This window comes from Bacillus sp. B-jedd (genome assembly GCF_000821085.1).
Lineage (GTDB): Bacteria > Bacillota > Bacilli > Bacillales > Cytobacillaceae > Bacillus_D.
The window spans coordinates 2,859,677-2,884,680 of sequence record NZ_CCXR01000001.1; the positions used below are offsets into that span (position 1 = coordinate 2,859,677).

General features: G+C 42.0%; 42 protein-coding genes and 1 tRNA gene. 4 read left to right on the top strand and 39 right to left on the bottom strand.

The genetic code is table 11. The features are described from left to right. Nucleotides 1-4 precede the first annotated feature (4 nt). The 4 genes from BN1002_RS14195 to BN1002_RS14210 form a co-directional block, all read right to left on the bottom strand. Nucleotides 5-1,159: a phage portal protein gene (locus tag BN1002_RS14195; RefSeq protein WP_231575034.1), complete on the bottom strand. Its 1,155-nt coding sequence runs from the start codon at nucleotides 1,157-1,159 to the stop codon at nucleotides 5-7. A 16-nt stretch (nucleotides 1,160-1,175) separates the two neighbouring features. Beyond that, nucleotides 1,176-2,852, bottom strand: coding sequence for a terminase TerL endonuclease subunit (locus BN1002_RS14200; RefSeq protein ID WP_048825869.1), 1,677 nt, complete (start codon nucleotides 2,850-2,852; stop codon nucleotides 1,176-1,178). After that, nucleotides 2,849-3,151 carry a P27 family phage terminase small subunit gene (locus tag BN1002_RS14205; protein WP_048825872.1) on the bottom strand — a complete coding sequence of 101 codons (303 nt, stop codon included), beginning with the start codon at nucleotides 3,149-3,151 and terminating at the stop codon, nucleotides 2,849-2,851. The genes BN1002_RS14200 and BN1002_RS14205 overlap by 4 nt, the downstream gene beginning before the upstream one ends. Before the next feature lie 234 nt (nucleotides 3,152-3,385). Beyond that, entirely contained in the window at nucleotides 3,386-3,718 is a 333-nt protein-coding gene (locus BN1002_RS14210; protein ID WP_048825873.1) for an HNH endonuclease, read from the bottom strand. Nucleotides 3,719-3,786: 68 nt separating this feature from the next. Between BN1002_RS14210 and BN1002_RS14215 the strand changes: the two genes are divergently transcribed. Then, nucleotides 3,787-4,239 carry a hypothetical protein gene (locus BN1002_RS14215; protein WP_048825875.1) on the top strand — a complete coding sequence of 151 codons (453 nt, stop codon included), beginning with the start codon at nucleotides 3,787-3,789 and terminating at the stop codon, nucleotides 4,237-4,239. A 138-nt stretch (nucleotides 4,240-4,377) separates the two neighbouring features. Here the strand turns inward: BN1002_RS14215 and BN1002_RS14220 are convergent, their stop codons facing one another. The 25 genes from BN1002_RS14220 to BN1002_RS14325 form a co-directional block, all read right to left on the bottom strand. Continuing rightward, the gene (locus tag BN1002_RS14220; RefSeq protein WP_148362784.1) at nucleotides 4,378-4,893 is read right to left on the bottom strand and encodes a hypothetical protein; all 516 of its coding nucleotides are present in this window, start codon (nucleotides 4,891-4,893) and stop codon (nucleotides 4,378-4,380) included. A gap of 762 nt (nucleotides 4,894-5,655) precedes the next feature. Then, nucleotides 5,656-5,781: a hypothetical protein gene (locus tag BN1002_RS24380; protein ID WP_269429804.1), complete on the bottom strand. Its 126-nt coding sequence runs from the start codon at nucleotides 5,779-5,781 to the stop codon at nucleotides 5,656-5,658. A 35-nt stretch (nucleotides 5,782-5,816) separates the two neighbouring features. Continuing rightward, on the bottom strand, nucleotides 5,817-6,317 hold the full coding sequence (locus BN1002_RS14225; RefSeq protein ID WP_048825879.1) for a sigma factor-like helix-turn-helix DNA-binding protein: 501 nt from the start codon (nucleotides 6,315-6,317) through the stop codon (nucleotides 5,817-5,819). 16 nt (nucleotides 6,318-6,333) lie between these two features. Further along, complete coding sequence (locus BN1002_RS24085) at nucleotides 6,334-6,486, bottom strand: hypothetical protein (RefSeq protein WP_197072796.1); 153 nt, start codon at nucleotides 6,484-6,486, stop codon at nucleotides 6,334-6,336. A 106-nt stretch (nucleotides 6,487-6,592) separates the two neighbouring features. Next, on the bottom strand, nucleotides 6,593-6,958 hold the full coding sequence (locus BN1002_RS14230) for a hypothetical protein (protein ID WP_048825880.1): 366 nt from the start codon (nucleotides 6,956-6,958) through the stop codon (nucleotides 6,593-6,595). Further along, a complete protein-coding gene (locus BN1002_RS14235) occupies nucleotides 6,939-7,196 on the bottom strand; it encodes a hypothetical protein (RefSeq protein WP_048825882.1) in 258 nt (85 codons plus the stop codon). Before BN1002_RS14235 ends, BN1002_RS14230 begins: the two co-directional genes overlap by 20 nt. A 218-nt stretch (nucleotides 7,197-7,414) precedes the next feature. Next, the gene (locus BN1002_RS23790) at nucleotides 7,415-7,588 is read right to left on the bottom strand and encodes a hypothetical protein (RefSeq protein WP_156129692.1); all 174 of its coding nucleotides are present in this window, start codon (nucleotides 7,586-7,588) and stop codon (nucleotides 7,415-7,417) included. A gap of 98 nt (nucleotides 7,589-7,686) precedes the next feature. Beyond that, the gene (locus tag BN1002_RS14240) at nucleotides 7,687-8,100 is read right to left on the bottom strand and encodes a hypothetical protein (protein ID WP_231574969.1); all 414 of its coding nucleotides are present in this window, start codon (nucleotides 8,098-8,100) and stop codon (nucleotides 7,687-7,689) included. A gap of 160 nt (nucleotides 8,101-8,260) precedes the next feature. Continuing rightward, complete coding sequence (locus tag BN1002_RS14245; protein ID WP_197072736.1) at nucleotides 8,261-8,653, bottom strand: DUF7694 domain-containing protein; 393 nt, start codon at nucleotides 8,651-8,653, stop codon at nucleotides 8,261-8,263. Nucleotides 8,654-8,693: 40 nt separating this feature from the next. Next, nucleotides 8,694-8,885, bottom strand: a complete 192-nt coding sequence (locus BN1002_RS14250) for a hypothetical protein (protein ID WP_048825884.1) — start codon at nucleotides 8,883-8,885, stop codon at nucleotides 8,694-8,696. A 220-nt stretch (nucleotides 8,886-9,105) separates the two neighbouring features. Then, nucleotides 9,106-9,456, bottom strand: a complete 351-nt coding sequence (locus BN1002_RS14255; RefSeq protein WP_048825886.1) for a hypothetical protein — start codon at nucleotides 9,454-9,456, stop codon at nucleotides 9,106-9,108. A gap of 39 nt (nucleotides 9,457-9,495) precedes the next feature. Beyond that, on the bottom strand, nucleotides 9,496-9,633 hold the full coding sequence (locus BN1002_RS23795; protein ID WP_156129721.1) for a hypothetical protein: 138 nt from the start codon (nucleotides 9,631-9,633) through the stop codon (nucleotides 9,496-9,498). An 18-nt stretch (nucleotides 9,634-9,651) separates the two neighbouring features. Further along, nucleotides 9,652-10,194, bottom strand: coding sequence for a tyrosine-type recombinase/integrase (locus BN1002_RS14260; protein ID WP_048827967.1), 543 nt, complete (start codon nucleotides 10,192-10,194; stop codon nucleotides 9,652-9,654). Between the two features lie 138 nt (nucleotides 10,195-10,332). Further along, a complete protein-coding gene (locus BN1002_RS14265; RefSeq protein ID WP_148362785.1) occupies nucleotides 10,333-11,052 on the bottom strand; it encodes a hypothetical protein in 720 nt (239 codons plus the stop codon). A 15-nt stretch (nucleotides 11,053-11,067) separates the two neighbouring features. Next, complete coding sequence (locus tag BN1002_RS14270; RefSeq protein WP_048825890.1) at nucleotides 11,068-11,478, bottom strand: RusA family crossover junction endodeoxyribonuclease; 411 nt, start codon at nucleotides 11,476-11,478, stop codon at nucleotides 11,068-11,070. Nucleotides 11,479-11,703: 225 nt separating this feature from the next. Continuing rightward, nucleotides 11,704-12,216 (bottom strand): dUTP diphosphatase, encoded by a 513-nt coding sequence (locus BN1002_RS14280; RefSeq protein WP_048825893.1) that lies wholly within the window; start codon nucleotides 12,214-12,216, stop codon nucleotides 11,704-11,706. Beyond that, a complete protein-coding gene (locus BN1002_RS14285; protein ID WP_048825895.1) occupies nucleotides 12,203-12,490 on the bottom strand; it encodes a hypothetical protein in 288 nt (95 codons plus the stop codon). The genes BN1002_RS14280 and BN1002_RS14285 overlap by 14 nt, the downstream gene beginning before the upstream one ends. Beyond that, the gene (locus BN1002_RS14290; protein ID WP_048825897.1) at nucleotides 12,481-12,711 is read right to left on the bottom strand and encodes a hypothetical protein; all 231 of its coding nucleotides are present in this window, start codon (nucleotides 12,709-12,711) and stop codon (nucleotides 12,481-12,483) included. The genes BN1002_RS14285 and BN1002_RS14290 overlap by 10 nt, the downstream gene beginning before the upstream one ends. After that, on the bottom strand, nucleotides 12,711-12,962 hold the full coding sequence (locus BN1002_RS14295) for a hypothetical protein (protein WP_048825899.1): 252 nt from the start codon (nucleotides 12,960-12,962) through the stop codon (nucleotides 12,711-12,713). Before BN1002_RS14295 ends, BN1002_RS14290 begins: the two co-directional genes overlap by 1 nt. A 4-nt stretch (nucleotides 12,963-12,966) precedes the next feature. Then, nucleotides 12,967-13,860 (bottom strand): hypothetical protein, encoded by an 894-nt coding sequence (locus BN1002_RS14300; RefSeq protein ID WP_048825901.1) that lies wholly within the window; start codon nucleotides 13,858-13,860, stop codon nucleotides 12,967-12,969. A gap of 1 nt (nucleotide 13,861) precedes the next feature. Next, nucleotides 13,862-14,119 (bottom strand): AbrB/MazE/SpoVT family DNA-binding domain-containing protein, encoded by a 258-nt coding sequence (locus BN1002_RS14305; RefSeq protein ID WP_048827968.1) that lies wholly within the window; start codon nucleotides 14,117-14,119, stop codon nucleotides 13,862-13,864. Between the two features lie 107 nt (nucleotides 14,120-14,226). Beyond that, on the bottom strand, nucleotides 14,227-14,937 hold the full coding sequence (locus tag BN1002_RS14310; RefSeq protein WP_048825903.1) for a phage antirepressor KilAC domain-containing protein: 711 nt from the start codon (nucleotides 14,935-14,937) through the stop codon (nucleotides 14,227-14,229). Between the two features lie 236 nt (nucleotides 14,938-15,173). Continuing rightward, nucleotides 15,174-15,470, bottom strand: coding sequence for a hypothetical protein (locus BN1002_RS14315; RefSeq protein WP_048825904.1), 297 nt, complete (start codon nucleotides 15,468-15,470; stop codon nucleotides 15,174-15,176). A 162-nt stretch (nucleotides 15,471-15,632) separates the two neighbouring features. Next, entirely contained in the window at nucleotides 15,633-15,965 is a 333-nt protein-coding gene (locus BN1002_RS14320; protein ID WP_048825906.1) for a DUF771 domain-containing protein, read from the bottom strand. Between the two features lie 14 nt (nucleotides 15,966-15,979). After that, nucleotides 15,980-16,231 (bottom strand): helix-turn-helix domain-containing protein, encoded by a 252-nt coding sequence (locus BN1002_RS14325; protein ID WP_048825909.1) that lies wholly within the window; start codon nucleotides 16,229-16,231, stop codon nucleotides 15,980-15,982. Between the two features lie 176 nt (nucleotides 16,232-16,407). Between BN1002_RS14325 and BN1002_RS14330 the strand changes: the two genes are divergently transcribed. From BN1002_RS14330 to BN1002_RS14340, 3 genes are read left to right on the top strand one after another with little or no spacing between them, the layout of a single operon-like run. Next, on the top strand, nucleotides 16,408-16,863 hold the full coding sequence (locus BN1002_RS14330; RefSeq protein WP_048825911.1) for a helix-turn-helix domain-containing protein: 456 nt from the start codon (nucleotides 16,408-16,410) through the stop codon (nucleotides 16,861-16,863). A 12-nt stretch (nucleotides 16,864-16,875) separates the two neighbouring features. Beyond that, complete coding sequence (locus tag BN1002_RS14335; RefSeq protein WP_048825913.1) at nucleotides 16,876-17,292, top strand: ImmA/IrrE family metallo-endopeptidase; 417 nt, start codon at nucleotides 16,876-16,878, stop codon at nucleotides 17,290-17,292. A gap of 57 nt (nucleotides 17,293-17,349) precedes the next feature. Then, nucleotides 17,350-18,456 (top strand): tyrosine-type recombinase/integrase, encoded by a 1,107-nt coding sequence (locus tag BN1002_RS14340; protein ID WP_048825915.1) that lies wholly within the window; start codon nucleotides 17,350-17,352, stop codon nucleotides 18,454-18,456. A 157-nt stretch (nucleotides 18,457-18,613) separates the two neighbouring features. On the opposite strand, the gene BN1002_RS14345 is transcribed toward BN1002_RS14340, so the two are convergent. The 10 genes from BN1002_RS14345 to BN1002_RS14390 all read right to left on the bottom strand — a co-directional run bounded on the left by BN1002_RS14345 (nucleotide 18,614) and on the right by BN1002_RS14390 (nucleotide 24,947). Further along, a tRNA-Arg gene (locus tag BN1002_RS14345) sits at nucleotides 18,614-18,687 on the bottom strand. A gap of 122 nt (nucleotides 18,688-18,809) precedes the next feature. Next, a complete protein-coding gene (locus tag BN1002_RS14350; protein ID WP_048825918.1) occupies nucleotides 18,810-19,325 on the bottom strand; it encodes a metallophosphoesterase in 516 nt (171 codons plus the stop codon). After that, a complete protein-coding gene (locus BN1002_RS14355; RefSeq protein WP_048825920.1) occupies nucleotides 19,322-19,930 on the bottom strand; it encodes an XTP/dITP diphosphatase in 609 nt (202 codons plus the stop codon). The genes BN1002_RS14350 and BN1002_RS14355 overlap by 4 nt, the downstream gene beginning before the upstream one ends. A 20-nt stretch (nucleotides 19,931-19,950) precedes the next feature. Continuing rightward, the gene (rph, locus tag BN1002_RS14360) at nucleotides 19,951-20,706 is read right to left on the bottom strand and encodes a ribonuclease PH (RefSeq protein ID WP_048825922.1); all 756 of its coding nucleotides are present in this window, start codon (nucleotides 20,704-20,706) and stop codon (nucleotides 19,951-19,953) included. Between the two features lie 108 nt (nucleotides 20,707-20,814). Further along, complete coding sequence (locus tag BN1002_RS14365) at nucleotides 20,815-21,873, bottom strand: GerMN domain-containing protein (RefSeq protein WP_048825924.1); 1,059 nt, start codon at nucleotides 21,871-21,873, stop codon at nucleotides 20,815-20,817. A 124-nt stretch (nucleotides 21,874-21,997) separates the two neighbouring features. Next, the gene (racE, locus tag BN1002_RS14370) at nucleotides 21,998-22,795 is read right to left on the bottom strand and encodes a glutamate racemase (RefSeq protein WP_048825925.1); all 798 of its coding nucleotides are present in this window, start codon (nucleotides 22,793-22,795) and stop codon (nucleotides 21,998-22,000) included. 10 nt (nucleotides 22,796-22,805) lie between these two features. Then, nucleotides 22,806-23,261 (bottom strand): MarR family winged helix-turn-helix transcriptional regulator, encoded by a 456-nt coding sequence (locus BN1002_RS14375; RefSeq protein WP_148362786.1) that lies wholly within the window; start codon nucleotides 23,259-23,261, stop codon nucleotides 22,806-22,808. Nucleotides 23,262-23,443: 182 nt separating this feature from the next. After that, nucleotides 23,444-23,668 (bottom strand): helix-turn-helix domain-containing protein, encoded by a 225-nt coding sequence (locus tag BN1002_RS14380; RefSeq protein WP_048825928.1) that lies wholly within the window; start codon nucleotides 23,666-23,668, stop codon nucleotides 23,444-23,446. Nucleotides 23,669-23,789: 121 nt separating this feature from the next. Continuing rightward, nucleotides 23,790-24,239 carry an acyl-CoA thioesterase gene (locus BN1002_RS14385; RefSeq protein WP_048825930.1) on the bottom strand — a complete coding sequence of 150 codons (450 nt, stop codon included), beginning with the start codon at nucleotides 24,237-24,239 and terminating at the stop codon, nucleotides 23,790-23,792. A 135-nt stretch (nucleotides 24,240-24,374) separates the two neighbouring features. Beyond that, nucleotides 24,375-24,947, bottom strand: coding sequence for a class D sortase (locus BN1002_RS14390; protein ID WP_048825931.1), 573 nt, complete (start codon nucleotides 24,945-24,947; stop codon nucleotides 24,375-24,377). Nucleotides 24,948-25,004 lie beyond the last annotated feature (57 nt).

Here is a 25,004-nt window from a genome sequence, read left to right on the forward strand (position 1 = left end):
ATTCTCACTCATTCTCACCCCCTTCAGTAGTTCCCACTTCCTGATAGTTTTTCGTAATAACATACTTGTCCAACTCTGGATCATCCACTGGATCATCACCGGCCATAACTCGAATTTCATTTCGGTTCCAACCACCGGAAGCAATGAGCTTATCAATACTTGTAGCCAAGTCGAATATCGTTTGATAGGATAACGGCTTAACTTCAAGGCACACTCCGTTCAAATAATCTTCCGGCTCGAAAAATTTGAAGTTCCCTTCATCCCTTATCTTTTTAAGCAAAGGATTGACGCAAAATAACATATAATTCTTTGTCTGTTTTTCAACATCCGCCATTTCTCCATGCAGTAGACCAGGCGGAATGCCGATTGCCTTTGCGACTTGATCTAAAAAGCCATCAGTGACTTTATTAATTTCTTCAACTGTTGGTCCATTTCCACTGCCGGTATTATTATTTTTTTCTTCGTATTTGATTCCTTTTTGTTGAGGGACAATGGCAACGTCTTTTTCGCTGATTGCTTTATACATGTTGTCGATAAACTCTTGCAGTTTAGCAATCTGCGCTTCGCTTTTGGCTCCAATCATATCCATATCCACAGTTCCACGAATTTGATTTTTGCGTTTCTGTGCGCTTAAGATTCGCCCAAACAGTTCTCCATAATCGTCAAACAATCCGTCAATGAGTGGCATGAGGTTTTCATTTTTATATCTAAGATGAAAAACTTCACTTTGCTTGAATGACCTCTTAAACTCGTAATCCTTCACTACCACCTTGGAAAAAGTATCTTCCCATACGGCGTACTGGTTATGATCGAAGCTGTCGGCAATCAACAAATCAAGGTCATCCGACTGGATAATCAGGCATTCGTTGTCATAGATAAGCTTTTCAATGACTGTTTGCCAAAAGGTGCTGGCAGTCATATTTTTGTTTGGTCGAACATTCAACTTGTAATAAAGGTCGTCCTTTACATAGTTTTTGCCACTCTTCACTCTGAATTCCGCTTGGCTGATGGTACGTCCGAGGAAAGACGCACAAGTGTCTATCGCCAGCTTTTTCATATGCAATCTTTTTCGAGTGTCTTTCAGCAACTCGACATCGAACATAAAGCCAAGTTCGCTGTTTCGCTTAAAAAGCGTGTCTAAAAACCCAATTTCCTTCACCCCCTTTAATTTCTTCCTAGAATTTTATATCAGCCAGGAAGAAATCCACTTCCTCATCCAATAATTCATCCGCTTTCCACAGAGCATGAATAAAGGCCTGGAACCCATCCGTCTTGCGCCTAAATTCATCCTTTTTCAAATACTCTTTGTTTCCGTCCTTTTTGATATGGACGTACACGTTGTTCGTATACCAGCGCATTAAGGGGTTGTCTCCAAAGATTATTTTCCGCTTGGCAAATATCGTCTCTACCCTCGGCGCTAAGAGGGAGTGGATCGCCCTTGGATTTCGGATGTATTCAATTTCAAACCCTTCCGCTTCAAGCGCTGTTTTCACTAGGTCAAGGCGGAAAGTATCGGCGACTATTTTCGTGATTCCGTAGGATTCCCGCATGGATACAAACCAGTCCACTATATAGCGTATGTCGATGACCGGCCCGTCCACAATGGTCAGCAGTCCATCTCGCTCCCATTCCTTGATTGGCACTTTGAGCGTCACTTTCTCCAAAAAACCCTTTCGGACAAACGAGTGAGTCATCCATACGTAATCCTCCCCAACTTTAAATAGTAGTCCGACCGCCGCAAAGTCCTTGATACTGGCATAGTCAAGTCCGCCGATACAAGTCCTGTGTTTGAGGTCAGGGATGCTTCTCAATACTTGTTGATGTTTCGGTACAAGAGGCCCCGTTTCAAAACCTGTCCGCCAAATATCTTCCCAACTGGCAACTGTTTTTGTTAAGTCGGTCTCGGGGTAGTTCATTCGCTTTGTCATAAAAGCAGTTCGACCGCCTGGGTTGTTTTCCAAAGCGATGAATTGTTTCCGAACTTTATTCATCAACCGTTTTGCCCTTAACGTCATGGGTTTTTCAAAAGCCGGGTTTGCTTTTTCCCACATAGCTTCATCGTCTACTTCGGAAGCATCGTCCAGTTTGCAAATAAATGGGAAGATTCGATCATGCTCACTTTCGCCATTTAACACGGCCAAGCTTCGTTCCATCAACTTGTCATAAAAGCCCTCACGAACAAAGCCATTCGTTCCAATAAAAAATTCCCTGGGATGTGGGACTTTTCCCAAACCACCAGAGAATACGTCAATGACTTCTCGGCCTTCCATTTCATGTATCTCATCGTAAATAACGCAACCTTCCCGGCCGCCGTCTTTAGTGCTGGCGTTAGAGGTACGGAAACGGAATACGCTTTGTGTAATTTTGTTCGTTATTTTTATTTTGGTTACTACTGAATATTTTTTAAGTTTAGGATGTTTTTCTTTTACGTTATACACTTCTTTGAAGCTAGTTTCAGCCTGGTCCTCTGAGTTAGCAACGACAGATACATCATAATTGTCTATCCCATGGAATTGACTCGTGAAATAATCGGATAAGGTACTGATAAATCCATTTTTCCCGCCGCCTCGGCCCATTGTGATGAAAAATTCCTCATAGAATAATTCATCGTCATCTTTAAATTTCAGAAAGATAAACGGAGCAATGAACTTCTCCCACGGATCTAAAGGGAAATACCACTTTTCGCTGTAGGCAATGTAATTCTCAATTTGTTCTTCATCAAAATAGATATCATCTCTTGATAGGACATCCCTCTCAAGATATTCGATCAACAATATGCGCTCTTTGTTTAGTAGGATCTTGCCGGTTTTCCACCGGTGGATATATTCATCAACGTACTTGTTACTAATCACAATAGGTCACTGCCGTCTAACATGTCATCCTCATTCACAAAAATAAAAGAGCGCTCGATTGAAAGTATTTGTGCATTTATCCTGTTCTTCTCCTGAATGGCAGGGTTCGGTTTTAAAAATCTCTGCGATCCATTTTCGGTTAAGACCATAGCCCCGTCACGTTCAATACTTTCATCCAGGTCGTAAAACAATTTAACCAGGTTGATATAACGTTTCACTTTTTCAAGTTCTTTCTGGCTGCCAGTATCAATCTTGGACAGCAGCTCTTTTTCCAATTTCTTTATGTTGGATTTTTTCATCCCCTCCCCCTCCCCCCTTCATGAATTTTTAGGATAAATCTGCGAAATCGACTCCCCCAACCGGTGCCAAGGAGCTTTGAAAAGTCCAAAATTTTTGACCGGGGGGTGCTGTTTTCAGAATTATTTATGATTTTGACACAATTTATTGAGGAAATAAAATAGGACCCAAACCAATGACTATGCCTACCACTAGACCCACCAAGAACATGTTTCGTGCTTTAGTATCCTTCATGGCTACCACCTTTCATCATCCCACTTCTGTTCCTTTGCACTGAAGTCCCTGCCATGCTCTTTGTTATGGCATTCAACACAAACGGTCTCAAGGTTATCCTCAGTCAATGCAAGTTCCGGATGCTTCTCAAGCTCCTGGATATGGTGAACGACCAGAGCAATCTTCTTCCGCTTCGCTCGCTCACTGTATTCATTCATATCCACAGAGACTCTTCCCTGCCGTTTGCATTCCTGACATTCATAATTGTCTCGCTTTCTTATGTGTTCCCTCAATTGCTTCCATTCCTTGCTGTCATAAAACTTTCGTTTCTGCTGGCGAGTTTTATATTCTGACATATTTTCACCTCCTCTTTGAAGGAGTTTGGTTTATAGTTGGCGAATATTGTAAAAAAGGAGGTGAGAAAATGACAATAGGAACTAACGAAAAGAGACCTGCTGTTTCTCAAACAAACCATAATAAAATGGTTAAATATATCGCTGAAAGCTTATCTACAGCAGGTTATTATGTTCTGGCTGACCATATTGGTTGGGAAGCAGGATGTCCAAGCGAGATTAACAACTATATTCCAGATATAGTTGCATCTAAACCTGCAACAGCAACTAAGGCAGCTCAGAAGTTTATTTTCGAAGTCGAAACATGTCCTACCTATATGGACGAGCACACTAGAGCTCAGTTGTCTGCGTTTAGTACTGCCAGTGGTATTACCTACATCATGTTACCCCATTCTTGTCAAAGAAATGGAAAGGTTTATGATCATATTACTGAGATGAAACAACTATTGGTTAAGTGGAATTTGACCTCGGTAAAGATTGGAACTTGTAATTTCAATAATGGGGAAATTAAATACAATGTATAAGTTAAGAAGAGCCTAGAAATTAATTAGGCTCTTTTTCGATAACTTTTGTTCTTCAGCACAACTCCAGTTATTAATGATTAACAAACAATCTTCCAATTCTTAGTCCTCAAAGGATCATTACAAATGCCAGGTTGAGTGTTAAATAGTAGAATCAGAAATGACAACGCAATTATCTTCCAGGCTTGCATCGAACTCACCCTTTATATTTGTTGATACATTTACTTCCTCACAAACAAAATCATGACTTAGCACCATTACTCCCAATTCCAAGGATTTCTTTGCTTCACGTAGTATTTTCTGTTTCGCTTCATCAGTTAATTTAATGCCAGGCTTAGGCTTGATCACAAGTACCTTCTTAGATGTGATATCATCAACATCTTTTAATGCCGCTGTAGCTTTCTTGGCTTCCCTCGTTACGGCTTTTAAGCCAGTAAGTGCATCAGATACATCTGCTTTCAATGTAATTGTTAAAGCGGAATTATCTTTTCTTCCAGATAAATCAATCCCTACAAAATAAGAAAACATTAAAGCTCCTCCGCAATGACTGCAAGACCTGCCATCAGTACGAGGATTGTTTGCCAATATTACTTCTCTTCTTTCACACTTCACACATTCATACAACATACCTTCGTTTGACTCGCGCTTTTCAGCCATGTCACAACACTCCATTCATCTAATTTTTATTGTTAGCCTTGGTAGGCAGCTTACCTTGAACACAATTATGAAACGGACAGAAAATCACCTTGCCATCTTCTCTTACCGCCCATATACAGTTCTGACATTTCTTCATATCCATTCACCCAAAAAATAAAAAGCACCTCGGATATTTTCCAAGAGTGCTTTCATCTTCACTTATTCATAATTTCTTCTTTTAGTTTCTTCATCCGCTCATTTATCTGGAGCTGCATTGCTGCTCGAATAGGATTGTATGCCATCGGCTTAATATCCTTTTGCATCTTTCTTACTTCCGGATCTGTGGCAAAACAAGTGTAATGATGTTTACAGTGCGGACATTTAAAATAAGTCTCAATGACTTTCTGCGGATGATGTTTGGTTCTCATTTTTACATTGAAGACTTCGCCGCAATGGTCACAGGTTCCTTGAATCTTAATCAGCTCCTGTCGTTGGTTATTGATGCTATTATTATAAACCAAGTTGGTGATAGCTTAAAATTTATAAAGCCATCTTTACTCAGGCAGATGGCTTGCCCCTGCGATCCATACCTTTGCCGCTGCAGTCACGGTCGTCAGGAGGTAACGGGATTGCTGGACTGGCCCGATGGCTAGTGAGATGGATAAACCAATCCGCAACAGGTATGGAGTAACAATATATAAACTTATTATAAATAGTATAGTTAATAAGTTTTACTTATCATATATTACGGGCTTTCGTATAGGGAAATAAAGACAGATTGGGTTATCCTATTTTGCTACTTAACCAATCTAAAATTTTTCTTGCTACCTTGAAAAATCCCAATCTGCCGAGCAATACAACTAGCGTTCTCTCTAATCGTTTTGCTTGAAAGTGATAAGTATCGCGCATTTAATTTCCTCCTTTCATCTCACTCCTTTAAACCATTATCCCACACAGAACAAGCTTCCTTCAATCCGCTTCGCTATCTTACCTTCCGCCCGCCTTATGCTATCCTGCACCGCGCTCTTGCTCACTTTTAAGTACCTGGCAATCTGCGAATAACTTAATCCGATTTCCTTTGCCATGAGATAGACTTCCTTTTCCCTTGGTGTGAGAACGGATAAAGCATCCTCTATCCGCTCACGATCCCATCCTGAGGTTGAATCCTCCTGGTTATGTTCATCCCAGCTGTATAGATTGTCATCCATGCTACGGAAATGCTGTTGCATGATCAATGGGTCAAACGGCTTTTCCCGCTCGTATGCTGCCCTCCGTTCGATTCCTCTACGATTGCCTGGCTGCTTGGCTGTCAGCATCCATTCGAGCGCATATTCGAGGTCTGATGCCATCCCTCCGAGCAGTTTACTGTCTTCCTCGTTAGCGGTCTTTTTTAATCGCTCAACATCTGCCAACGCTTGTTTATACTGGATTATAAGGTCTAGCATCAGCACCCCCTCCCTTTTACAATGGAGATTTCTTTCTCTTTTTCCGGCCCATATCTTTTAGATGAACTTCTTTCTTATTCCGTTTTGTTGGTTTAATAGGATGTTTTTTAATGTAAGCCAACCGCTCTTCCTCGGTCATATACCAAACCTTTACTTCTCCGTGGAGCATTGTACTCACTCCTTTTATATATTTAGCACGAGCCCTATAATAAACAGCATGAACGCAACTCCTGACAATGCGAATAGAGCATCTGATTTACTCATGTGCATTCCTCCTAATCATCCAGGTCCATGTAAGGTGGTTTCTGTTCTTCAAACTGGTGCATGACTAGCCCGTTGATCCGCTCCTGCTTGGATTGAATCCGATTTTCCTGCGTATCAATGATGGCTTGTTGTTGTTTAAATATCTCCGATGCCTTACCGGTTATTACCTCACCAGAATGAGAATACTCGTAGAGATCCGTGCTGCAATCTGTATATGGACAAACAGCAATCTCAGAATCTTTTTCAACCACAATTGCCCTGCCGCATCCATCACAGCTGTAAATATCAACTGGCATACCTACTATTAGGTTTTTTACTTGGCTTCCTCCCTGGCTGTATGGAGCTGATGGCCGAGGACTAGCACCCTTTTTGCTCAAGATTTCCCCCTCCTTCTTTCAAAAAACTAAATTTAACTCTAGATACATCAGAAAGCCTTATAAAACTGGCCACTTTTTCACCATCGCCAACTGTTAGGTTACCGCCTTCATCTTTTTGCATAGATTCCTCAATTCTTTGATTAATTGCCATTACCGCTTTCATCTCTTTTTCCTCTACTGGGACCTCTATTAAATCAAGATGACCATTTTTATATAGAACTTCATAAATGACTTTCACTATTTTTCCTCCTTTTTAATGACAACAGAACTATCATTGTGTCGCCATAGAACCGAACTGTGCAAAATAAAAAGCCACCAACAATTTATTTGTCAGTGGCTTTCTGGTGATCTTCTTGTAACCATCTCAATAAAGGGATTCCATCTAGCGTTCCATCACTGATCTATCATTGTGTCGCCATAGAACCGAACTGTGCAAAATAAAAAGCCACCAACAATTTATTTGTCAGTGGCTTTCTGGTGATCTTCTTGTAACCATCTCAATAAAGGGATTCCATCTAGCGTTCCATCACCTTTAATGATTTCACTATAGCGTGTAGAAAGGACATACATTATTAAATCAGTCATTTCATACTCGCTATCCAGTGATTTCAAGCGTTCAAAGTTCGTCATTAAACTCACCCCTATAATCGAACTTTACCACTAACAGTATTCAGTTTTCAATTTAATTTAAGGAAGTTTTACCGTCCTTTCTTATGTCACGTTTTTGGTCAATCCTCCTTCTCCTTGTATTCGTAAGCTTCCTGGACAGTCTCAAATTGCTCTTGAGGCAAAACATCTTTAGCAACCTGGCACCAGTATCCTAAATCCCGGACAGCCTCCACCAGCTCCCCGATCGCATCTTCTTCCGGGATTTCTTTGCTATCCAGAAACCATCTTCCGTTTGATTGTCGTTCCAGTGTATGAGCGCCTTTTTTGTGCAAACAAACCCTCAGTTCCTTTACCTCTGTTTCAAGTAAATCTGAAACCGCATGTAGCCTGTGTTCCACGGTATTTATTGCGACGCCAAGAGTATGGTTTTCATCATCCACACTTTTGATTTTTGTTTGTAACTGCTGCAAATCGATAATTGAATCTACCAAAAGCCCGCCAATATCTTTAATCTCGTATACTTTTTTTGTCATTTTCGTTTTCCTCTTTTCTTTACACTCGTAACAAGTTCCCTTGTAACCTAATACCTTCCTACAACTATCGCACCTATACCGATAAGACGAAGCGTTAATTACTCTGTCAGCTTCAATTAACTTATTAAAATTCACCTTACTTCCTCCTTCGAAGTTTACGTCAAAACTGTCCTTGGTAGATTCCGAACGGCAATGTCATTCCTTCCGGCAGTACCCAAAGGTGATACATGTTAGCTTCGTCCACCAGCTCACTTTCTTTCGGGAAAACCTCAATCGCTATTCGTTCCGGCCCGAAAATCTCATTCTTTATCCGCTGTTTCTCGGCCCAAGTAATATCTGAACTTGCTACATTACGAATGGCTGCATGTTCGACCGGACCCCACTCTGTATCTGCCGTGCGAATCAATACGGCATATTCACGGTTGCTGTAGACTCGCTCCACCTCTGCAAACCAACCGTTGGCTAATAACTGTATGCTTGGTGTCGCATGCTTGATCCAAGGCGGGCCCGGTTCAAATCTACGAGCCGCCCTTCTTCGTTCTGCCCTATTCAAAAGCGTTCCTCCTTAGTGACATACTTGCTAAAAGGTTAGTTTAATCTTGCAACCCACATTTTGCGCAATAAGTAATTTCAAATTCATCACCAGCTTGTTCAATAGTAGACCACTGATGATCGCAATCCTTTTCAGCCTTATTATTTTTATCGGCTTCGTGTATAGCATTAGCAAATGCCTTTGCTAGCGGAAATCGTTCAAAAACCTCTTTATCACTTAATTTTTCAGCCATTCTCTTTCCTCCTTTTTAAAAATTGCTTTTCGTATACGGCCAATAATTTTTAAATGTACTTTCATACATTTTTTTCGCCTTATGATAGTGAATAGAATATTCAGAGTACCAACGCATTTTTGCTAATGCTTTCTGTCTCTTTTTTCTTTTGCCTAATTTAGTTGCCTTTCTCAATTTTCTTCCTCCTATCTAACAAAATGCTTACTTTGTCGCCATCGGCTTAAGCAGTAAGAATGTACTTATCCTTGATCCGCTTCTCCCATTTGCTACGCCAAACTAAAAATTCACTTTCATAAGCTGATGACAGAGTGCTGTATTCATCCGGATAAACATCCTCTAAAGGAATCCGCTTCTCATGCAGGTAAGGTATGCTGCGCATGTTTTTCTTACCTGTCTTTATCTCATAACCTGTCAAACATGGTTTAGTCCAGCTCTTCTTAATTGCCAAGGCATCCATGATTGCAAGTTCTTTTCCCATCCAAGTTGAGCCGTTTTTCACTTCAGTAAGAAAGAAATCCTGACTGTGTTTCTGACTTAACACATGCTTCACTTCACTGGCAGTAATTTTCACTTTGAACCTCCTTATGACGACACAATACAAAACGTGTTACTAAGCTTTGACCAGCTCTTTCTTGTCTTCTTCCAAAAGTTTTTGGTTCAAAGCTTCCTTCCAGCAATGTTCACAAAGATATTTTTGATATACCGGGACATGTCCTCCACACTCAACGCATCTATTTGCCTTTGCCATTCAAACCAACTCCCTGATTTATAGACTGAAATCATCAATCGCTTCGTCCATCAGGTCTTGGTTGATCCCGATATATCGTAAGGTAACTGACGGACTGCTATGGTTAAATATTTCTTGCAAAAGCGCTACATCTTTTGTTTTTTGATAAAAATGGTACCCAAATGTTTTTCGTAGGGTATGGGTACCAATTTCACTCAGTCCTATTTCCTTTGCTGCATCATTCAGTATCTTCCAGGCATGACATCGACCTATATGTTTGGCACGTCTTTTAGACTTAAACAGATAGCAATCGTCGGTCATTTTTACGGTATATTGCCGAATCTCTTTCTGGAGGGATCCATTAATTTTGAACCGCTTCACTTTCTTAGTTTTCTTTTCAGTGAGGATGATATGGCTTTTATCCTTAACATCAATTACTTTAAGTCGAATCAAATCACTGATCCGCAAACCAGTATTAATCCCCATTACAAGCAGAAAATAGTTACGATAACTTTGTTGAAGCAATACACGCTTCATTTCAGCAATCATTACTAAATCACGTATGGGCTGAACGGTGTTCAAAATTATCACCTTTCTCAAGAAATCATTTTCCACCCTTTTCGAATCCGGCTTTGCAGTTCGTATTTTTTAAGCGGCTCATAAACATGTACATAATCATCGCCCTCCCGGCGATACAGCAGATACCACCGGGCGGCACGCTTACGCTTGGACATCTTTCTTCAACTTCAGATATGCAAGCTTTCTCACTAAATCAAATTCCTCTTTCATGGCGGTAAAGTTGTTTAATAGTTCACTGTACATTCGTCTGCTTTGTTCTCTAAGTTGCTCTGCCGAATCGAGGCGGTCCTGGAGTTCATTGTTTTCTCGACGAAGGCGATCATTGGCGGCCATTGCCTCATTGAATGTTTCATCAGTTGTTTCAACCGCAGCAGCTGTTTCTTCCCATTTCAGCGCATTTTCCTTCCAAAAGTCGCGATCCTTTCGCAATTCAGCAATCTGTTCATCCTTATCTTTAAGAACGCCTTGTAAATCGTGCTTAAATTCCTCTTTAATGTCTTTTAATTGTTCGCTGCTATCTTTAGCTGGAACCTTCACTGTTGTCATATTCTCGAGCACTTCACGCGATTTTCCAGGAGATTTGAGGGGCTCACCCTTCCAAACCTTCAGCCGATTGTAAAGAGTGGCTATGCTGAAACCAAATTCCTTCGCGATTTCTTTATCGGACATTCCTTGTTCTTTCTTTTTCTTGTAATCTTCATAAGTAACCATCTTGCGGCCTCCTTTTTCTCCATTTCGGTATTTCTCTAGTTCTTCTGGCGACAACTTTGATGTTTTGACTGTGTTATCCCATTTGCCACCCATGCCGTTTTTGCCTACGATAGGCGCTAGCGGATGATGAATTGTGATGGCAGCCATCATGTCACCTCGCATGTTTTAAAGTTCTAAAATTCTAATATGCACCCGTGGATTTTCGCTGTAATATTTGCCGACATAAAGATCCACTACCTGGCTGTCATCGTTCCAAATTACTTTATTACAAGCATCCTTAACAGCTTTCACATAATTATCAACGTCTGGCTTTGTAATAGGCCTAAGTTCTCCCTGTTCAGCGGCCGCCAATTTCTTTTTTGAAAACTTTCTTAGTGTTGGTCTGTAAATTGTGACAAAAAGCTTTAATGGTCCTTGGAGTAATTTCACAGGCCGGTGCTGAGAAGCTACAAGCCTCACATATTTCTTAAAATCACGTGATTTTGCAGGATCATATACTCTGGTGATTCCACCATGACTACTGAAGCGGGGCCGGCCTTGTGCGACCGGCTCACCGTAAACTGTAAACTCAATCATTCTTAATCACCCGTCTTAACTTCGCCTTCCAACAGCTACTCGGCGTATTTTCAACGAAAATTCTTCTTCCAAATGAATCAGTCTTCCACTTCTTGCCGTCACTCGAAAATTGAGTAAGTGGAAAAACAATTTCATAACCTCTGGTAATTAAATCATTTACTGCCTGACGTGCTTCCTTTTCCGATTTCCGGCAAACATTGGTTTCCTGAACCTTGGCCGTGGCAGTCAATAGCCTGTCTCCAGTCTTCGAATGTTTTCATTATTTTTAGCAATGTATGCCTCGCATAATTGGGCCCATTTAAATCCAAGCATGTCAATCAGCCCAAGAAATAATCTCCATGTCCAATGCCAATTCTCCGGATGGTATATTGTACGTGCATGGTCGAATAACTCGAGAAACTGTTCTTCCAATGACATTTTCCGAAGTACCGAAAGACCGGCATCTTTTATCTTCAAGTCATTGGCGATTAGAAGCAGAAAATGCATGACATCTGCGGATTCTTCCAAAGTTGGATTTTTGCATTTTGAACCCCACATCGCGGAAAATGCCTGCATCCTTGGTTTTTGATCATGGCTCCAATATTTAAAAACTCTTACTTCGTTTGCCAGTTCACCGAGTTCTACAAAAAGGGCAAGCTGTCTTTTTACCCTCCTGTCCTCCCCCGGCTTAAGCGGATGCTTAGATTCAATCCGATCATCCAATTGTTTTTGAATTAAAAGCAGCTCAGCTACCTTCATTTCCGTCCCCTTTCAGGCCGCCTTTTCGCCTAGTTATTTTATAATTCCGCGCTAGATAGATGATGGCCAAAAGTATTTCATCGGGATCCCGACCAAAATACTCTGCCGACTCTTCCACACTGACTCCTGCATTCCATTGCCTGACGAGTATTTTTAAATCCGGTTCGTCCCAGACGAAATCTAAATCTTCGAGAACAACGACTCTATTCTTTCTGGCTTCTATGAGGGGGCGGCCTCCGAAGAATGGATTCCTGCCCTCTTGTTTCAAAACCATTTGGCAGCATCCGTTTCGTTGTCAATCTTCAAAAGTTCCGCCAAAACTAATTCTTCTTTTAACCGTTCATAGTCCAGCGTGTGAATCGAAACTCCATTCTTCAGATGAGTAATCCCTAATTCTCGCAACCTTTCAATCACAAAATTCCGCTTTAGTTCGGCTTTCATCTGCATTTTTCCTGTAGCCCGTTGCAACTCGACGGCGTTTTTAAGGATGCCCATCAGGCCTGCACCATCTGATGCTTTGCCAGTTTCGCTTCTGCCTTTTCTAATTGATCCTGTAAGGTTGCATTCAGTTCGATAAGGTTAAGGTTCTCCTGGAGGACTGACATGTAACGTCTAAAACGTCGGTCTTGCCGGATGATGCGGTTTTCTTCCTTCAACCGTTCTACTTCGTCAAGTGCCCATTTAATGTCCAAAATCGACATGCATCCGCGCTTATAATCGGCTTTTAATTGTCCGAGCTTGTCCATCCTACTACCTCCTGAATTGTTTTAGCATTTCTTCCATTTCCGCTTTTCGCGCTTCGATTACTTCCGGTGACTCTTCTACTTCTTGTTTCTTGTCAAACCACTCAGGTATGTGTTCCTGGCGGATAGGTTTCTTTCCGTAACCACGCCTGGCTTGAGGATTTTGTGGCGCCTGTGCTTGAGCATGCTTATTGAGAATCACGGTCGCGCAATAACCAAAACTATTAATCTTGTCTCTGCTGTGTTTAGGTTTGTATTCCTGGAAACACTCCTCAAGATATTTCATGGCATCTACAGGAAGGATGCCACTTTCGACCACTTGCCTTACAGCAGTCTTTTGATACTCAGGAATATCAAAACCGGGAATGGCAGCCAGTTGCATGTATTTTGCAATGAGTTCTTGCTCGAATGATGATTGCTGTTTTGGCTCCTCGAGGACGTCATCATCATTAGATAAATCCTTATTATCTTTATTAACATTATTATTGTTCTCGGACTGTTCTCGGACTGTTCTCGAACCGTTCTCGGACTGTTCTCGGTTCTGTTTCTTATAATGTTCAAAACCTTGATACATTGCGTAATTGACCACAGTGAAAAGTGTTCCCAGTTCGGTCTCTTCGATTTCCAACCGTTCTTCCTTCACCAATTGATCGACCTTCTTCTTTATGACAGATATTGAGTACTTTTTTAAAGATTTGTTATCAAGATACTCAAGGTCTGCAGCAAGATTTCGATAGGATCGTAAAAACTGTCCGCGTTTTATCAGGATGTTCCCTTGCTTTACTCCCTCGTCGGAAAATACGGCGTTTCCAACAATGTAAAAGAAGAGCCGAAACTTGATGACGTCCTGCCATATTGGATTGTTAAAGATCTCTCTACTTGTTTGGAAAGCCCCGCCCATTTTATCCCTTCTTTATGAACTCAATGACTTCGTCTAACACTGTTTCAGCTTCTTCCGTCAGGTCTGAATGGCCGTAAAGCTTTGAAAGCAGTTCCTGTTTTTCCGCGTCCTTGCCAAAAGGCTTAATTATTAGCGCATCTCCATCCGTGAACATTTCAAGCGGCTGCTTCGTTTCCCAGCCCTGTGTGCGCCTTACTTCAATCGGGATTACAATCCGGCCAAGATCATCCATCTTCCTTACGACGCCGAGCGATTTCATTCCCATATTTAGTTCCTCCAATATTTTTATAGTTTTTTAGTATTAAAGTTTGTCCAAAGTGATATAATGGTCTAAAGATAATTTTCAATGAGTCTGACGTTGCCGCGTCAGGCTTTTTTTTGCTCCAAAAACTTATTAATAAAATAAATCTGACCCTTACCTGTTACCTTAGGAGTCCGAGTAGTTCTCGATGATCCATCAGGATTATTGATGGTTCTCTTTTTAATTTCAAAGAGCTTTAAATCCATCGCGTACTGGGTCGGCAAGTTATAGCTTTCTCCATGCTTGCGAATTAGAAAGCTGTTTTCCCTAAGCCACTGGAATAGTCTGTTTTGTCCAATGGGGATGCCATTTTGTTTTAGCAGCTTCGCCAACTCACCAATTAGGATTGAGGATTTGGAGGTTTCCAACGCTTCCGCGAATAGTACCTTTGGTTTTTGCTCGGTCAATTGGACTTGAAGCGCTTTCACTTGCTTATCCGCGAATTCAAGCGCCCGCTTCATAATCATCTCCGGGCTGTTCCACATTTTTTCAAGTTGAATGAAATACTGTCGAGCCTGTTTCCCTTTTTCAGAACGTTGGAGCATTGCTATTTCTTTTGCCATGTCCAACTTAATAAGATGATCTTGCTTTGGTCGTCCTCCAGTACTTTCTAACATTTTTGTTATAAAGTCCTGATTCTCGGTGAAACCATAATCAGCCATTCTGTCGAACCACATGGTGTAAGGAGTAGGCACTCCCAAAAAATCATATAACTCTCGAGCGCTAACAATTATTTCACCATTGTCACTTTGAGTAGTTGTAATCAACTCTTGCACGTTATCCCTCCTAATCCATAAACCCTGTAATGGCACAGACTCCGACAAAACAAACGATAAACAGTGAGCAAATCACAATCATCGCTAGTACTCCTATGGATATCGCCTCCTTAAATTGACAGGTTAATTCTTCAGGATTTTTCATCAGTATTTTTAGACGGCATATTCACCGCCGTAACCCGGTAAGCGACAACATTTTTCGCAAGTATGGCCAAAAAAGGAAGCCGGTTAAGGCTCTATTTATTCTTGTTTAATTCATCCATAATCTGTATAGCGATTTTTGCATCAACGCGACCGATAATTGTTTTTTCATCTACAGTTCCAATCTGCGGAAAAACATCATATGATTTGAAATAACTTTCTGTTATGAAAAGCAACTGGAAATAACGGCTATCCGATTTAAGATGTACCCTGTAAGCTATACCGTAACTGAGACAGCTTTCGATCTCACGAGCAATTAATTCCGCAAATTTTTCCCCGTATTTCTCCCCGACCTCACTGATTTCAACATCTACCTCTTTGAGTTTACTCATCGCTTATATCCCGCCTCCTCTATTTGTTGGTGCAGCAAGGCTTTGTACAAGAACAATCGACTACTGCGATATTTGTACCTGGCAGGTAAGGCTTTTGATGGGTGAATGGCATATAGCTCCGCGACTTTCTTTGTGTAAAAAGCGACACGGCGATCAAGTTTTCTAACCAACTTCATCCCTCCTAAATATTAGGGAGAAATTATTATCCAAGAATGCGGCCATTTTAGAAGCATGAAAACTCCAGGTTTGTCCTTTGTTTTTTGGATAATAAACAAACCCGCCAATCTCACAATCTAGTATTTTTCTGAATCGTGTTGGGTATAAAATGTTCTCTTTAATCCATTCGGACTTTTTGTTTATCCGTTTCTCCAAGTCTTGCATAGACCAATAAACGCCAGTCAGTGATTGCTCCTTCAATTCTTTTAATTCGACTTTTTTTATAAGCACCGTGTCATCTGGGATCGGAACAGTAATCGATACCTCCAGTTGTTGCATCAGATATCACCGCCTTAGGAAATATTTCTCTTTCTGTGTTCCTTTTCAGGAACAGAAGGTTCAAAAAAATAAGCGACTGGTACGCCTAATTTGAAATGTAACAATTTTGCATCGCTGAGTGAAAAATCTCCACCGAATCCGTTCAACTTCTTGCTTACTGTGTTTGGCGTTAATTTCAACAATTTTGCAACTTCTTTATGTTTGATGCCTTTTTCAACTAGAAAAGCTTTAATCTTGTTGTAAGGTGCCCTACTTCTTGTATCCATCCTTTCACCCCCACTCGTTCCTTTTTAGGAACAACTCCAATATAAAACACATTTTTTCCCCTGTCAACAATTATAATTCCTTTTTAGGAATATTTTTACGACGAAATGTTGCATAATAGGAACGAATATAATAGAATATTCCTATAAGAGGAATATTCGATAGGGGAGTAGGAGACATGAATACGTTTGGCGATAGGTTAAAAGTACTTAGGGGGAAAATGAGTCTCGATGAACTAGTCACTCAATTAAAGAAAAAATACGACACAAAAATAAGTAAAAGTATGCTATCGAGATATGAAAGCGGAGATGCCGATCCAAAGCTGGAGAATGTCCGAATACTAGCAGATTTTTTTAATGTATCTTCTGATTTTTTAGCAGGAATAACAGATGAACCATCCACTCCTTTTAAACCAGAGCTAACCAAAAAGGATGAAAGAGATATCGAAAGAGAATTAAAAAAGATGATTGAGGGTTTAAACAATAAAAATTCCTATGCTGCATTTGATGGTCAAACATTAGATGAAATGGATGATGAAGATCGCGAACTGTTAATTGCCTCATTAGAAAATTCTTTGCGCCTAGCAAAAAGACTTGCTAAAGAGAAATTCACCCCTAAAAAATACAGAAAATAGGAGTGACTCATCGTGGGGTCCATAAAGAAGAAGGTTCATTTTCTTGTAAAAAAGTATGGCACGAATTGCCCATTCAAAATAGCACAGCATCTAGGCATCCTTGTTCATTTTGAAAACTTGGGCAATACTTTGGGATATTACAGTAAGCAATTTAGAATCCAGATTATACATATAAATGAGACAGTAGAGAATCGGAAACAAGAATATATTTGTTCACATGAATTAGGTCACGCCATTTTGCATCCTGAGGCTAATACCCCTTTTCTAAAAAAGAATACCTTTTTTTCTACCGATCAAATTGAAATCGAGGCTAATACATTTGCAATTGAATTATTGTTCTCTAATGATTCCATGGATGGAGTGACAATAAATGAGGCAATAGAGGACTATGGCATACCAAAACAGTTGGCTCTTTTGAAGTCATATTAAATTTTTTTATCCTAAAAACAGAACATACATTCTACTTTTGAGGAGGTTTTTATTTCAATGGCTAGTTTTATAAAGCGCGGGAAGACTTGGCAATACACGGTAAGTGCCAAACCTAAACCGATTAGGAAGGGGGGGTTTGCAACTAAAAAAGAGGCAATGGTTGCAGCAGCTGAAATCGAGGCTAATCTCCAAAAAGGAATGGTTTCATTAAGATTTAAAAAAATCCCTTTTGATGAATACTTTGAGTCGTGGTTGAATCTTTATAAGCCTGACATAGGATTAAATACACGTGAACGTTATCTAGTGACCTTAGAAACGATTAAAAAGGATTTTGGCGGTATTGCCATTCAAGATATTACTAAACGCTACTACCAGGCATTTTTGAATGAATACGGGTCATCTAGGGGGTTGGCTACCTCCAAAAAGATAAACACTCATATCCGGGCGTGTGTCAAAGAGGCAATAGACGAAGGTTTGATTAAAACAGATTTCACTCGAGGTGTAAAGCTTACAGGGAAGGCAGCAAAAAGACCAGAAGAGAAACACATGGATTATCTAGAAAGCAAGAGGCTTCTTAAAAGACTTTATCAGACTATTGAAGAAGGTGCAGCAACAATTGCAACTTATCTTCTTCTTTTGGGTCTAACATCTGGCATGCGTTTTGCGGAAATGGTGGGATTAACTCGAAACGATTTTGATTTTGATGATAATACAATTTCAATTACAAAGACATGGGGTTACACAAAAAAGATGCACGTTGGATGGGGACCAACAAAAAACGACCAATCAGTTCGCAAAATAAAAATGGATAGCAGGACGATGAGGGCTTTTAAAGCTCTGTTTGATTCCACTCCAGACAATATTACAAGATTGGTCTTTTATAGCCCTCAATCAAAGTACAGGGTTTTCAGTAATGGTGGAGCTAATAAGGCTCTTGTTGGGATCCTAAAGGAACTAAAAATCGAGCCGATCAATATACACGGCCTCAGACACACTCATGCAAGCGTATTGCTCTATAAGCGAGTATCTATCTACTATGTTGCCGAACGACTTGGACACGCTGATACAACGGTCACACAAAGCACATACGCACACATCGTAAAAGAACTAAGAAAAGAAGATGAACAAAAGACTGTGACTGTTTTTGAAAAGATGGTGGGATAGCTTGTGTAAAAAATGTGTAAAAATTTTTAAATACACATCCTTTCTTATCGCCTACCCTTCCTTCCCTCTTCAATAAAAAATGCTCTAAAACATTGAGTTAACAACATTTTAGAGCACTTCCCACATCAACCTACATAAACTCCGGTTGACCTACTGACGTCCCAGGAGAGATTCGAACTCCCGACCGTACGCTTAGAAGGCGTATGCTCTATCCGGCTGAGCTACTGGGACATAATAAGAATAAGAAATATACCTTGTTCTTAAGAACATTTCTTATTATAGTAGCCAAGCAATTACTTGTCAATCAAATAATTAGTTATTTAGTCAGGCAGCGGGCAAGCCCGCCGCCTCTCTCAACCCATTACAGTAAATACCCGCTGCAATTCAGGAATTTCGCCATTATCCAAATCGTATACCCGGACTTCCACCTCATCCGGGCCAAGCCCAATGATGAGATAGGTCCGTTCCCGCCGCCCTCTTGGCAGCCTGATGCTGCCTGGATTTAGGAATAGGATCCCTCCAGACATTTCAGCCCCGAGCAGATGCGAGTGGCCAAAGCAGGCAATGTCAGCACCGAGCTGTTCAGCTTTGTACTGTAGATTCATCAGTGTCGACTTGACAGAATAACGATGGCCATGGGTGACAAATATTTTTTTGCCGGCAATTTCAATTAGTTCATCATCCGGAAAGCCCGGATAAAAATCGCAATTTCCTCCGACCGGCACATAACCCTCAAGCGAGGCATCTTCCCTTGGCAATTCGGAGTCACCGCAGTGAATGAACAAACTGACTTCCGGATGCCTTTCCCGGATGTCCTGGAGCGGCTTCGTCAATCCGTGGCTGTCACTGGCGATAAGGATTCTTTTCATAGGCCCGCTCCCGCCCCTCCGGCATCAAGCAATGCTTCAAGCTTTTTAAGCGCATTTGCGCGGTGGCTGATGGCATTTTTTTCTTCCTTTTCAAGTTCCGCCATTGTCCGCCCAAGCTCGGGCACATAAAAGATCGGGTCATAGCCAAAGCCATTTGTACCCCGGCGTTCAGGCAAAATAATTCCTTCACATGAACCTTCGACAATGATTGTTTCCTTACCTGGAACGGCCATTGCTAAAGCGCAATGAAATTTCGCGGTCCGTTCCTCGTCCGGCGTATCCAGCAATTCCGCAAGCACTTTATCAATATTTGCTTCATCGTCTTTCTGCTCACCGGCATAGCGCGCCGAATAGATGCCCGGCCTGCCCTCGAGCGCATCGACAGCCAGGCCTGAATCATCCCCTATAACCGCTGTCCCAAGTTTGCGGGAAATCTCTTCCGCCTTTAAAACCGCGTTTTCCGCAAAGCTTGTCCCCGTTTCCTCCACGTCTGGTGCGCCAGGAAAATCGAGCAGCGTCAGTACCTTTATGCCTCTTTTGGCAAAAATGGCTTCAAACTCTTTTGCTTTTCCTCGATTCTTTGTCGCGATTAGTACTTCCTTCAAGGTTTTCCGCCTCCCTTCGGCTAGTTCCTCCGTTTGGCCTCTATTTTACCTGAAATAACTTCTCCAAGCGCGTTTTTTTGCTTTTCAAAAAGTTCAACAAGTCCGACCTCTGCCGCTTCAAGCATCTGAGCAAGCTGGCTTCTTGAGAATGTCGATTCTTCCCCCGTGCCCTGCAGTTCGACGAATTCACCATTGCCGGTCATGACGACATTCATATCGACCGCCGCACTTGAATCCTCAACATAATTTAAGTCGAGGACCGCCTGCCCATCTCCCAGGATGCCGACACTAGTGGCCGCAAGGAAATCCGTTACCGGAAAAGAGGACATTGCCTTTTTCTCAACAAGACCGTTCAACGCGAGGGCCATAGCCACGAATGCCCCAGTAATGGAAGCGGTTCTTGTGCCCCCGTCCGCCTGGATGACATCACAGTCGATCCATACGGTCCGTTCGCCGATCGCTTCGAGATTGACGACTGCGCGCAAGGCCCTGCCGATCAGCCTTTGGATTTCCATCGTCCGGCCTGAAACCTTCCCCTTGGAGGATTCCCTGATGTTCCGCTGCTCGGTCGCCCTTGGCAGCATGGAGTACTCGGCTGTAATCCAGCCCTTTCCTTCCCCTCTCATGAAAGGCGGGACTCTGTCTTCAATGCTGGCAGTACAAATGACCTTTGTATCCCCTACAGAAATAAGCACTGAGCCTTCGGGATGTTTCAAATAATTAGTTTCTATATGTATCGGCCTTAACTGCAGCGGTTCCCTGCCATCATAACGCATTTTTACTTCCTCCCTGTAATCCGGTTTTAGTTTGCAAACAATAAAGAAGAGGCGGCCGTAATGCCAACCACCTCTCTTTTCCCTATATAGTATATCAAAAAATGATTTTTAAAAACTGCCCGTATTAACTTTTTGCGGGCGGGTGACCGGCTCGGTCAGCTTTTTCCCGTCCTCTTTTACAAGCTCAGCTTTGCCGTTTACCTGTATCGAAACCTTATCGATTCCTTCCTGCTCGGTCAAGGTAAGGACAAGCGCATCAAGGAGATGCTGGGAGATGACCTTCTCCTCTTCTTTGTAACTTCCGTAGACTGCGTCATTGAAATTCAGGACGGCAGTTCCGTTTTCAACTTTCGGTTTATCGACAAGTTGGACCTTGCTTAAAAAGTCGCTGTCAAGACTTGAAGAGGAAGGACCTTTCGCAAGCTCCATGACAGCCGCTTCGATATTCGTTTCAACTGTATTGCTTACCCGGCGTGTGACCGGCACATAGTAGTAGGCTCCTTCGTCCCCGCCAATGTAATAAACGGTGACTGGCCGTGTGTTCATAATATCCATTACATTTGTGGTATCCATATTGATCCCTGAAGTCCGGGAGAGATTTTCACTGATAGGCGTACCATTAACAGGCATCTCGTTCAGTTCGTGGCCGTTCATTTTTAATTTTACTTTTTTGATCGAGTCGAACTGGGTCAAAGTCCAGGTAACCGCGTCAAGGATGCGCTGCTCATCCTCAGGCTGATAATTTTTGAATTCCTTTGAAAAATTCACTACTGCTGTCCCATCTTTTTTCATATCCACCGAAACCTCAGTATCTGCAGGAAGGACGGCCCGGAAACCGTTCGGGAGCATTTCTGATACCGGCCCGTTTTCCACGAGATGCTCCAAGGCTTGTTTAGCCACTGCGGTTTTCTTTGGAAGGCTGAGTGTTTGGGAAACTACATAGCCGTTTTTATCAATTAGATAAAGTTCAGTCTTCACAGTGCCTTCCGTTTCAGTTGCCTCTTTATCTTGAGTGGAACTGGCAAGGCCGCTGTCCTTCGTATACGCTGTACTTTTGGGCGGGTCGATTTTTTTTACGGTTTCCGTTCCGAACAGGCCGCATCCTGAAAGCAGAACAGCTGATACGAGAACAACGGATCCGAGCACTCCCTTTTTATTTGTGGACATGAAAATCCCTCCTGAGACAGTTTGTACTACATGTATACGAGCCTCCGGGAAATTTAGACCAGCTTGTTTCAAATGGAAGAATTTTTTTGCAAAAATAAAAAAGCCCCAAAAGGAGCTTTGCGGCTTAATCGAGTGTAATGGTCTTTACATTTTTAACATCATATCCAAGCCATTTAGAGGCGATCCCGGCAAAAATCACATCTGAACCGGTTGTGTAAAATTCGTGTTCAGGCTTCCGGTTCCTGTGTGCAAGCATGCCTTTATAATCGAGAATGGTGCTTGCTTCCCGGGCAGTTTCATCCCCAGAGCTGATTACTTTGACCTTTTCTCCCATGACCGCCTTAATGAGAGGCTCAAGGAGAGGATAATGGGTGCACCCAAGAATGAGTGTATCGAGCTTTTCACCAACGAAAGGTTCAAGTGATTCCACTACCATCCTTTCGGCAAGTTCGCCTTCCACCTCGCCACTTTCCACAAGAGGTACGAATTTCGGGCATGCCAGGCTTTTTACGGATACCCTGCTGACGAGTGACTTCAATGCTCTTTCATAGGCACCGCTCTTAACGGTTCCTATTGTACCAATGACCCCAATATGATAGTTATTCGTATTTTTAATGGCAGCCCTGGCACCTGGATAAATGACGCCGATCACCGGGATTTTCAACTCGCTGCGTATATCATCCAGAACCGCGGCTGTCGCGGTATTGCAGGCAATGATAAGCATTTTTATTTTCTTTTTCAATAAAAAGCGTGTCAATTGCCATGTAAATTTCTTAACTTCACCGACCGGGCGTGGTCCATATGGGCATCTTTTCGTATCACCAAGATAGATAATTTTTTCGTTCGGAAGCTGCTTCATCACTTCCCTGGCGACAGTCAGCCCCCCTACGCCCGAATCAATGATTCCGATTGGCTGTTTCAAACATCTCGCCTCATTTTTCTCGCATTTCATGATGCAGTTTAGTCATGTTGCTATGCAAAACCCTGATTTCCTCGGAGGAAAAGTTCTTTAAAATATCCTGCAGATATTCCTGCCGCTTTTTGATTACCTCATCGATAATCCTTCCGCCTTCTTCAAGAAGATGGATTCTGACGACCCTGCGGTCTTTTGGGTCTTTTACCCTCATGACAAGATTGCTTTTTTCCATCCTGTCAACGAGGTCTGTCGTGGTGCTGCAGGCAAGGTACATTTTTGACGATAACTCGCCAATAGTCATATCGCCTTCCTCAAACAGCCATTGCAGGGCAACGAATTGAGGAGGAGTTATTGTATAATCACTAAGCAGTTCCCTGCCCTTTTGTTTAATAATACCTGAGATATAACGAAGATCTTTTTCTATATTCGCGACTATATCCACATCGATTTTTTCAATCTCGGTCTGTTCCATATCCACCACTCCCATCCTGCTTGACCTTATTTTCGCCTTTTTTACGTAAAAGTTCAAGGGAAAAACAAAAAGCCGCAGGGACTGGCGGCCTTCTAGACTAAAAACTTTGCAAATTCTAACAAAATTCAGGAAAATGACAGTAAAAAAACGGGACCGGCGCCCGAAATGGCTGCCGGTCAAGATTACAGTTCTAGCTCTCCCATGCGCAGGAGTTCAACAACTGCCTGGGAACGCCCTTTTACACCAAGCTTTTGCATGGCATTCGAAATATGGTTCCGAACCGTTTTTTCGCTTATATATAGATCACCAGCGATTTCCTTGGTTGTTTTGTCCTGTACCAGCAGTTCGAAAACTTCTCTTTCCCGTTTGGTGAGTAATGGTTTATGGCTGAATCCGTTGTCCTTCAAGTATTGTAACCCTCCTTGCCTTCGCCAGTTGTGAACCGTGGGATGGGTATATATTTAGTCACGATTATCTTATGTCGGCGGTGCCGTATAAGTGACTGTTTTTACTTGAAGAATAAGGGTTTCAACGGGCTTCCAGAAGTTTTCTCATTGAATCCGTCCAAGGCACTCCCTTACCGGTTTCCTTCGAAATCTGCACCATTGTCCCCCTGCCGGTAAAACAGGCATGGCCAGCCTCATTCACGCCTAAATAATGCAGGTCGACTGACGATGTGCCAACCCCGTTGGCCTTCACATGAATCTTAAGTTCCTCGTCGAAAAAAACCTGTATCAAAAAGTCGCACTGCAAATCAGCGACAACAGGAATCGTTTCATTTTCCGGTTTTACCCAATCCTGCATAAAACCAATATGTTTAAAAAACTCGATCCTCGCCATTTCGAAATATGTAAATGGAACCGTATTGTTCAAGTGGCCAAACATATCCGTTTCTGAAAACCGGACCTTTACAGGATAAAAAAAGTCGAAGTCCTTTTTCCATTCATTCAAGTCCTCGATATAACCGATTCGTCCCATTTTCTTCCCTCCCAACAAAAATGAATACCTATTCATTTTTATTATATTATACTAGCGGAAAGATTGACATGTTTTTGCCTTGCCCAAAGCCTATTCTATTCAGCAATTTAAAAACGGGTCCATTTTTGGATCCCGTCAGTTTGATTGCTTTGGTTTTGCATAAATAATATATCGGTCGGGTGCGTTGCCTACATATCTAAAAGGGTAACAGGTAGTTACAATCAGTTCTTCCTCTTCATTTTGCAAAGTAATGATGGAACGGTCGTCGGCATCGACAATTTTCGTTCCGGTTATTTCATAATCATAGTCACCTGCAGGCATTCTCATTTTCAGTGTATCACCTTTTTCAAGCTCGCCTAAGCGGCGAAACACCGTATCCCTGTGGCCAGATAAAACGATTTGCCCGTTTTCCCCCGGGAAAAAGGAGCCTTCATAGTGGCCCACACCCTTTTTTAGGTCATTCGGGTCGGTCCCTTCCACGATGGCAAGTTCAGATTTAATTTTCGGTATTTCCAATAGCCCGGCAATTTCTCCAAAGTCCGGTTTTGTCTTTTCCTGAGGTTCATCAGCGTCTGCCTTCCCTGAATTCCCTTGTGCACTGACTAGTTTCTTGGCTTCTTCAAGGGATTGTTCGCCTTTCAATTTGACCTCAATCAGCTGGTATCCTCCAACGGCCAAGGCGGCAGTCCCAGCAAGAATTAATAACATGGATAATATTTTAGTGAACTTCAAGACGTTCCCTCGCTTCGCGGGTCGTTTTTTACA

Coding starts and splice junctions, on each gene's coding strand:
- BN1002_RS14340 (WP_048825915.1), top strand. CDS start 17,350: ATGGCTAGTTTTATAAAGCGCGGGAAGACTTGGCAATACACGGTAAGT.
- BN1002_RS14225 (WP_048825879.1), bottom strand. CDS start 6,317: ATGCTAGACCTTATAATCCAGTATAAACAAGCGTTGGCAGATGTTGAG.
- BN1002_RS14240 (WP_231574969.1), bottom strand. CDS start 8,100: ATGACAAAAAAAGTATACGAGATTAAAGATATTGGCGGGCTTTTGGTA.
- BN1002_RS23790 (WP_156129692.1), bottom strand. CDS start 7,588: ATGACGAACTTTGAACGCTTGAAATCACTGGATAGCGAGTATGAAATG.
- BN1002_RS14285 (WP_048825895.1), bottom strand. CDS start 12,490: ATGGTTTTGAAACAAGAGGGCAGGAATCCATTCTTCGGAGGCCGCCCC.
- BN1002_RS14305 (WP_048827968.1), bottom strand. CDS start 14,119: ATGAAATCGCTCGGCGTCGTAAGGAAGATGGATGATCTTGGCCGGATT.
- BN1002_RS14385 (WP_048825930.1), bottom strand. CDS start 24,239: ATGGGACGAATCGGTTATATCGAGGACTTGAATGAATGGAAAAAGGAC.
- BN1002_RS14320 (WP_048825906.1), bottom strand. CDS start 15,965: ATGCAACAACTGGAGGTATCGATTACTGTTCCGATCCCAGATGACACG.
- BN1002_RS14215 (WP_048825875.1), top strand. CDS start 3,787: ATGACAATAGGAACTAACGAAAAGAGACCTGCTGTTTCTCAAACAAAC.
- BN1002_RS14290 (WP_048825897.1), bottom strand. CDS start 12,711: ATGGGCATCCTTAAAAACGCCGTCGAGTTGCAACGGGCTACAGGAAAA.
- BN1002_RS14365 (WP_048825924.1), bottom strand. CDS start 21,873: ATGTCCACAAATAAAAAGGGAGTGCTCGGATCCGTTGTTCTCGTATCA.
- BN1002_RS14295 (WP_048825899.1), bottom strand. CDS start 12,962: ATGGACAAGCTCGGACAATTAAAAGCCGATTATAAGCGCGGATGCATG.
- BN1002_RS14390 (WP_048825931.1), bottom strand. CDS start 24,947: ATGTTATTAATTCTTGCTGGGACTGCCGCCTTGGCCGTTGGAGGATAC.
- BN1002_RS14210 (WP_048825873.1), bottom strand. CDS start 3,718: ATGTCAGAATATAAAACTCGCCAGCAGAAACGAAAGTTTTATGACAGC.
- BN1002_RS14375 (WP_148362786.1), bottom strand. CDS start 23,261: ATGGAACAGACCGAGATTGAAAAAATCGATGTGGATATAGTCGCGAAT.
- BN1002_RS14220 (WP_148362784.1), bottom strand. CDS start 4,893: ATGGCTGAAAAGCGCGAGTCAAACGAAGGTATGTTGTATGAATGTGTG.
- rph (WP_048825922.1), bottom strand. CDS start 20,706: ATGCGTTATGATGGCAGGGAACCGCTGCAGTTAAGGCCGATACATATA.
- BN1002_RS24380 (WP_269429804.1), bottom strand. CDS start 5,781: ATGCGCGATACTTATCACTTTCAAGCAAAACGATTAGAGAGAACGCTA.
- BN1002_RS14280 (WP_048825893.1), bottom strand. CDS start 12,216: ATGAAGGTAGCTGAGCTGCTTTTAATTCAAAAACAATTGGATGATCGG.
- BN1002_RS23795 (WP_156129721.1), bottom strand. CDS start 9,633: ATGGCAAAGGCAAATAGATGCGTTGAGTGTGGAGGACATGTCCCGGTA.
- BN1002_RS14350 (WP_048825918.1), bottom strand. CDS start 19,325: ATGAAAAGAATCCTTATCGCCAGTGACAGCCACGGATTGACGAAGCCG.
- BN1002_RS14330 (WP_048825911.1), top strand. CDS start 16,408: ATGAATACGTTTGGCGATAGGTTAAAAGTACTTAGGGGGAAAATGAGT.
- BN1002_RS14315 (WP_048825904.1), bottom strand. CDS start 15,470: ATGAGTAAACTCAAAGAGGTAGATGTTGAAATCAGTGAGGTCGGGGAG.
- BN1002_RS14265 (WP_148362785.1), bottom strand. CDS start 11,052: ATGATGGCTGCCATCACAATTCATCATCCGCTAGCGCCTATCGTAGGC.
- BN1002_RS24085 (WP_197072796.1), bottom strand. CDS start 6,486: ATGCTCCACGGAGAAGTAAAGGTTTGGTATATGACCGAGGAAGAGCGG.
- BN1002_RS14250 (WP_048825884.1), bottom strand. CDS start 8,885: ATGGCTGAAAAATTAAGTGATAAAGAGGTTTTTGAACGATTTCCGCTA.
- BN1002_RS14300 (WP_048825901.1), bottom strand. CDS start 13,860: ATGGGCGGGGCTTTCCAAACAAGTAGAGAGATCTTTAACAATCCAATA.
- BN1002_RS14270 (WP_048825890.1), bottom strand. CDS start 11,478: ATGATTGAGTTTACAGTTTACGGTGAGCCGGTCGCACAAGGCCGGCCC.
- BN1002_RS14325 (WP_048825909.1), bottom strand. CDS start 16,231: ATGGATACAAGAAGTAGGGCACCTTACAACAAGATTAAAGCTTTTCTA.
- BN1002_RS14205 (WP_048825872.1), bottom strand. CDS start 3,151: ATGAAAAAATCCAACATAAAGAAATTGGAAAAAGAGCTGCTGTCCAAG.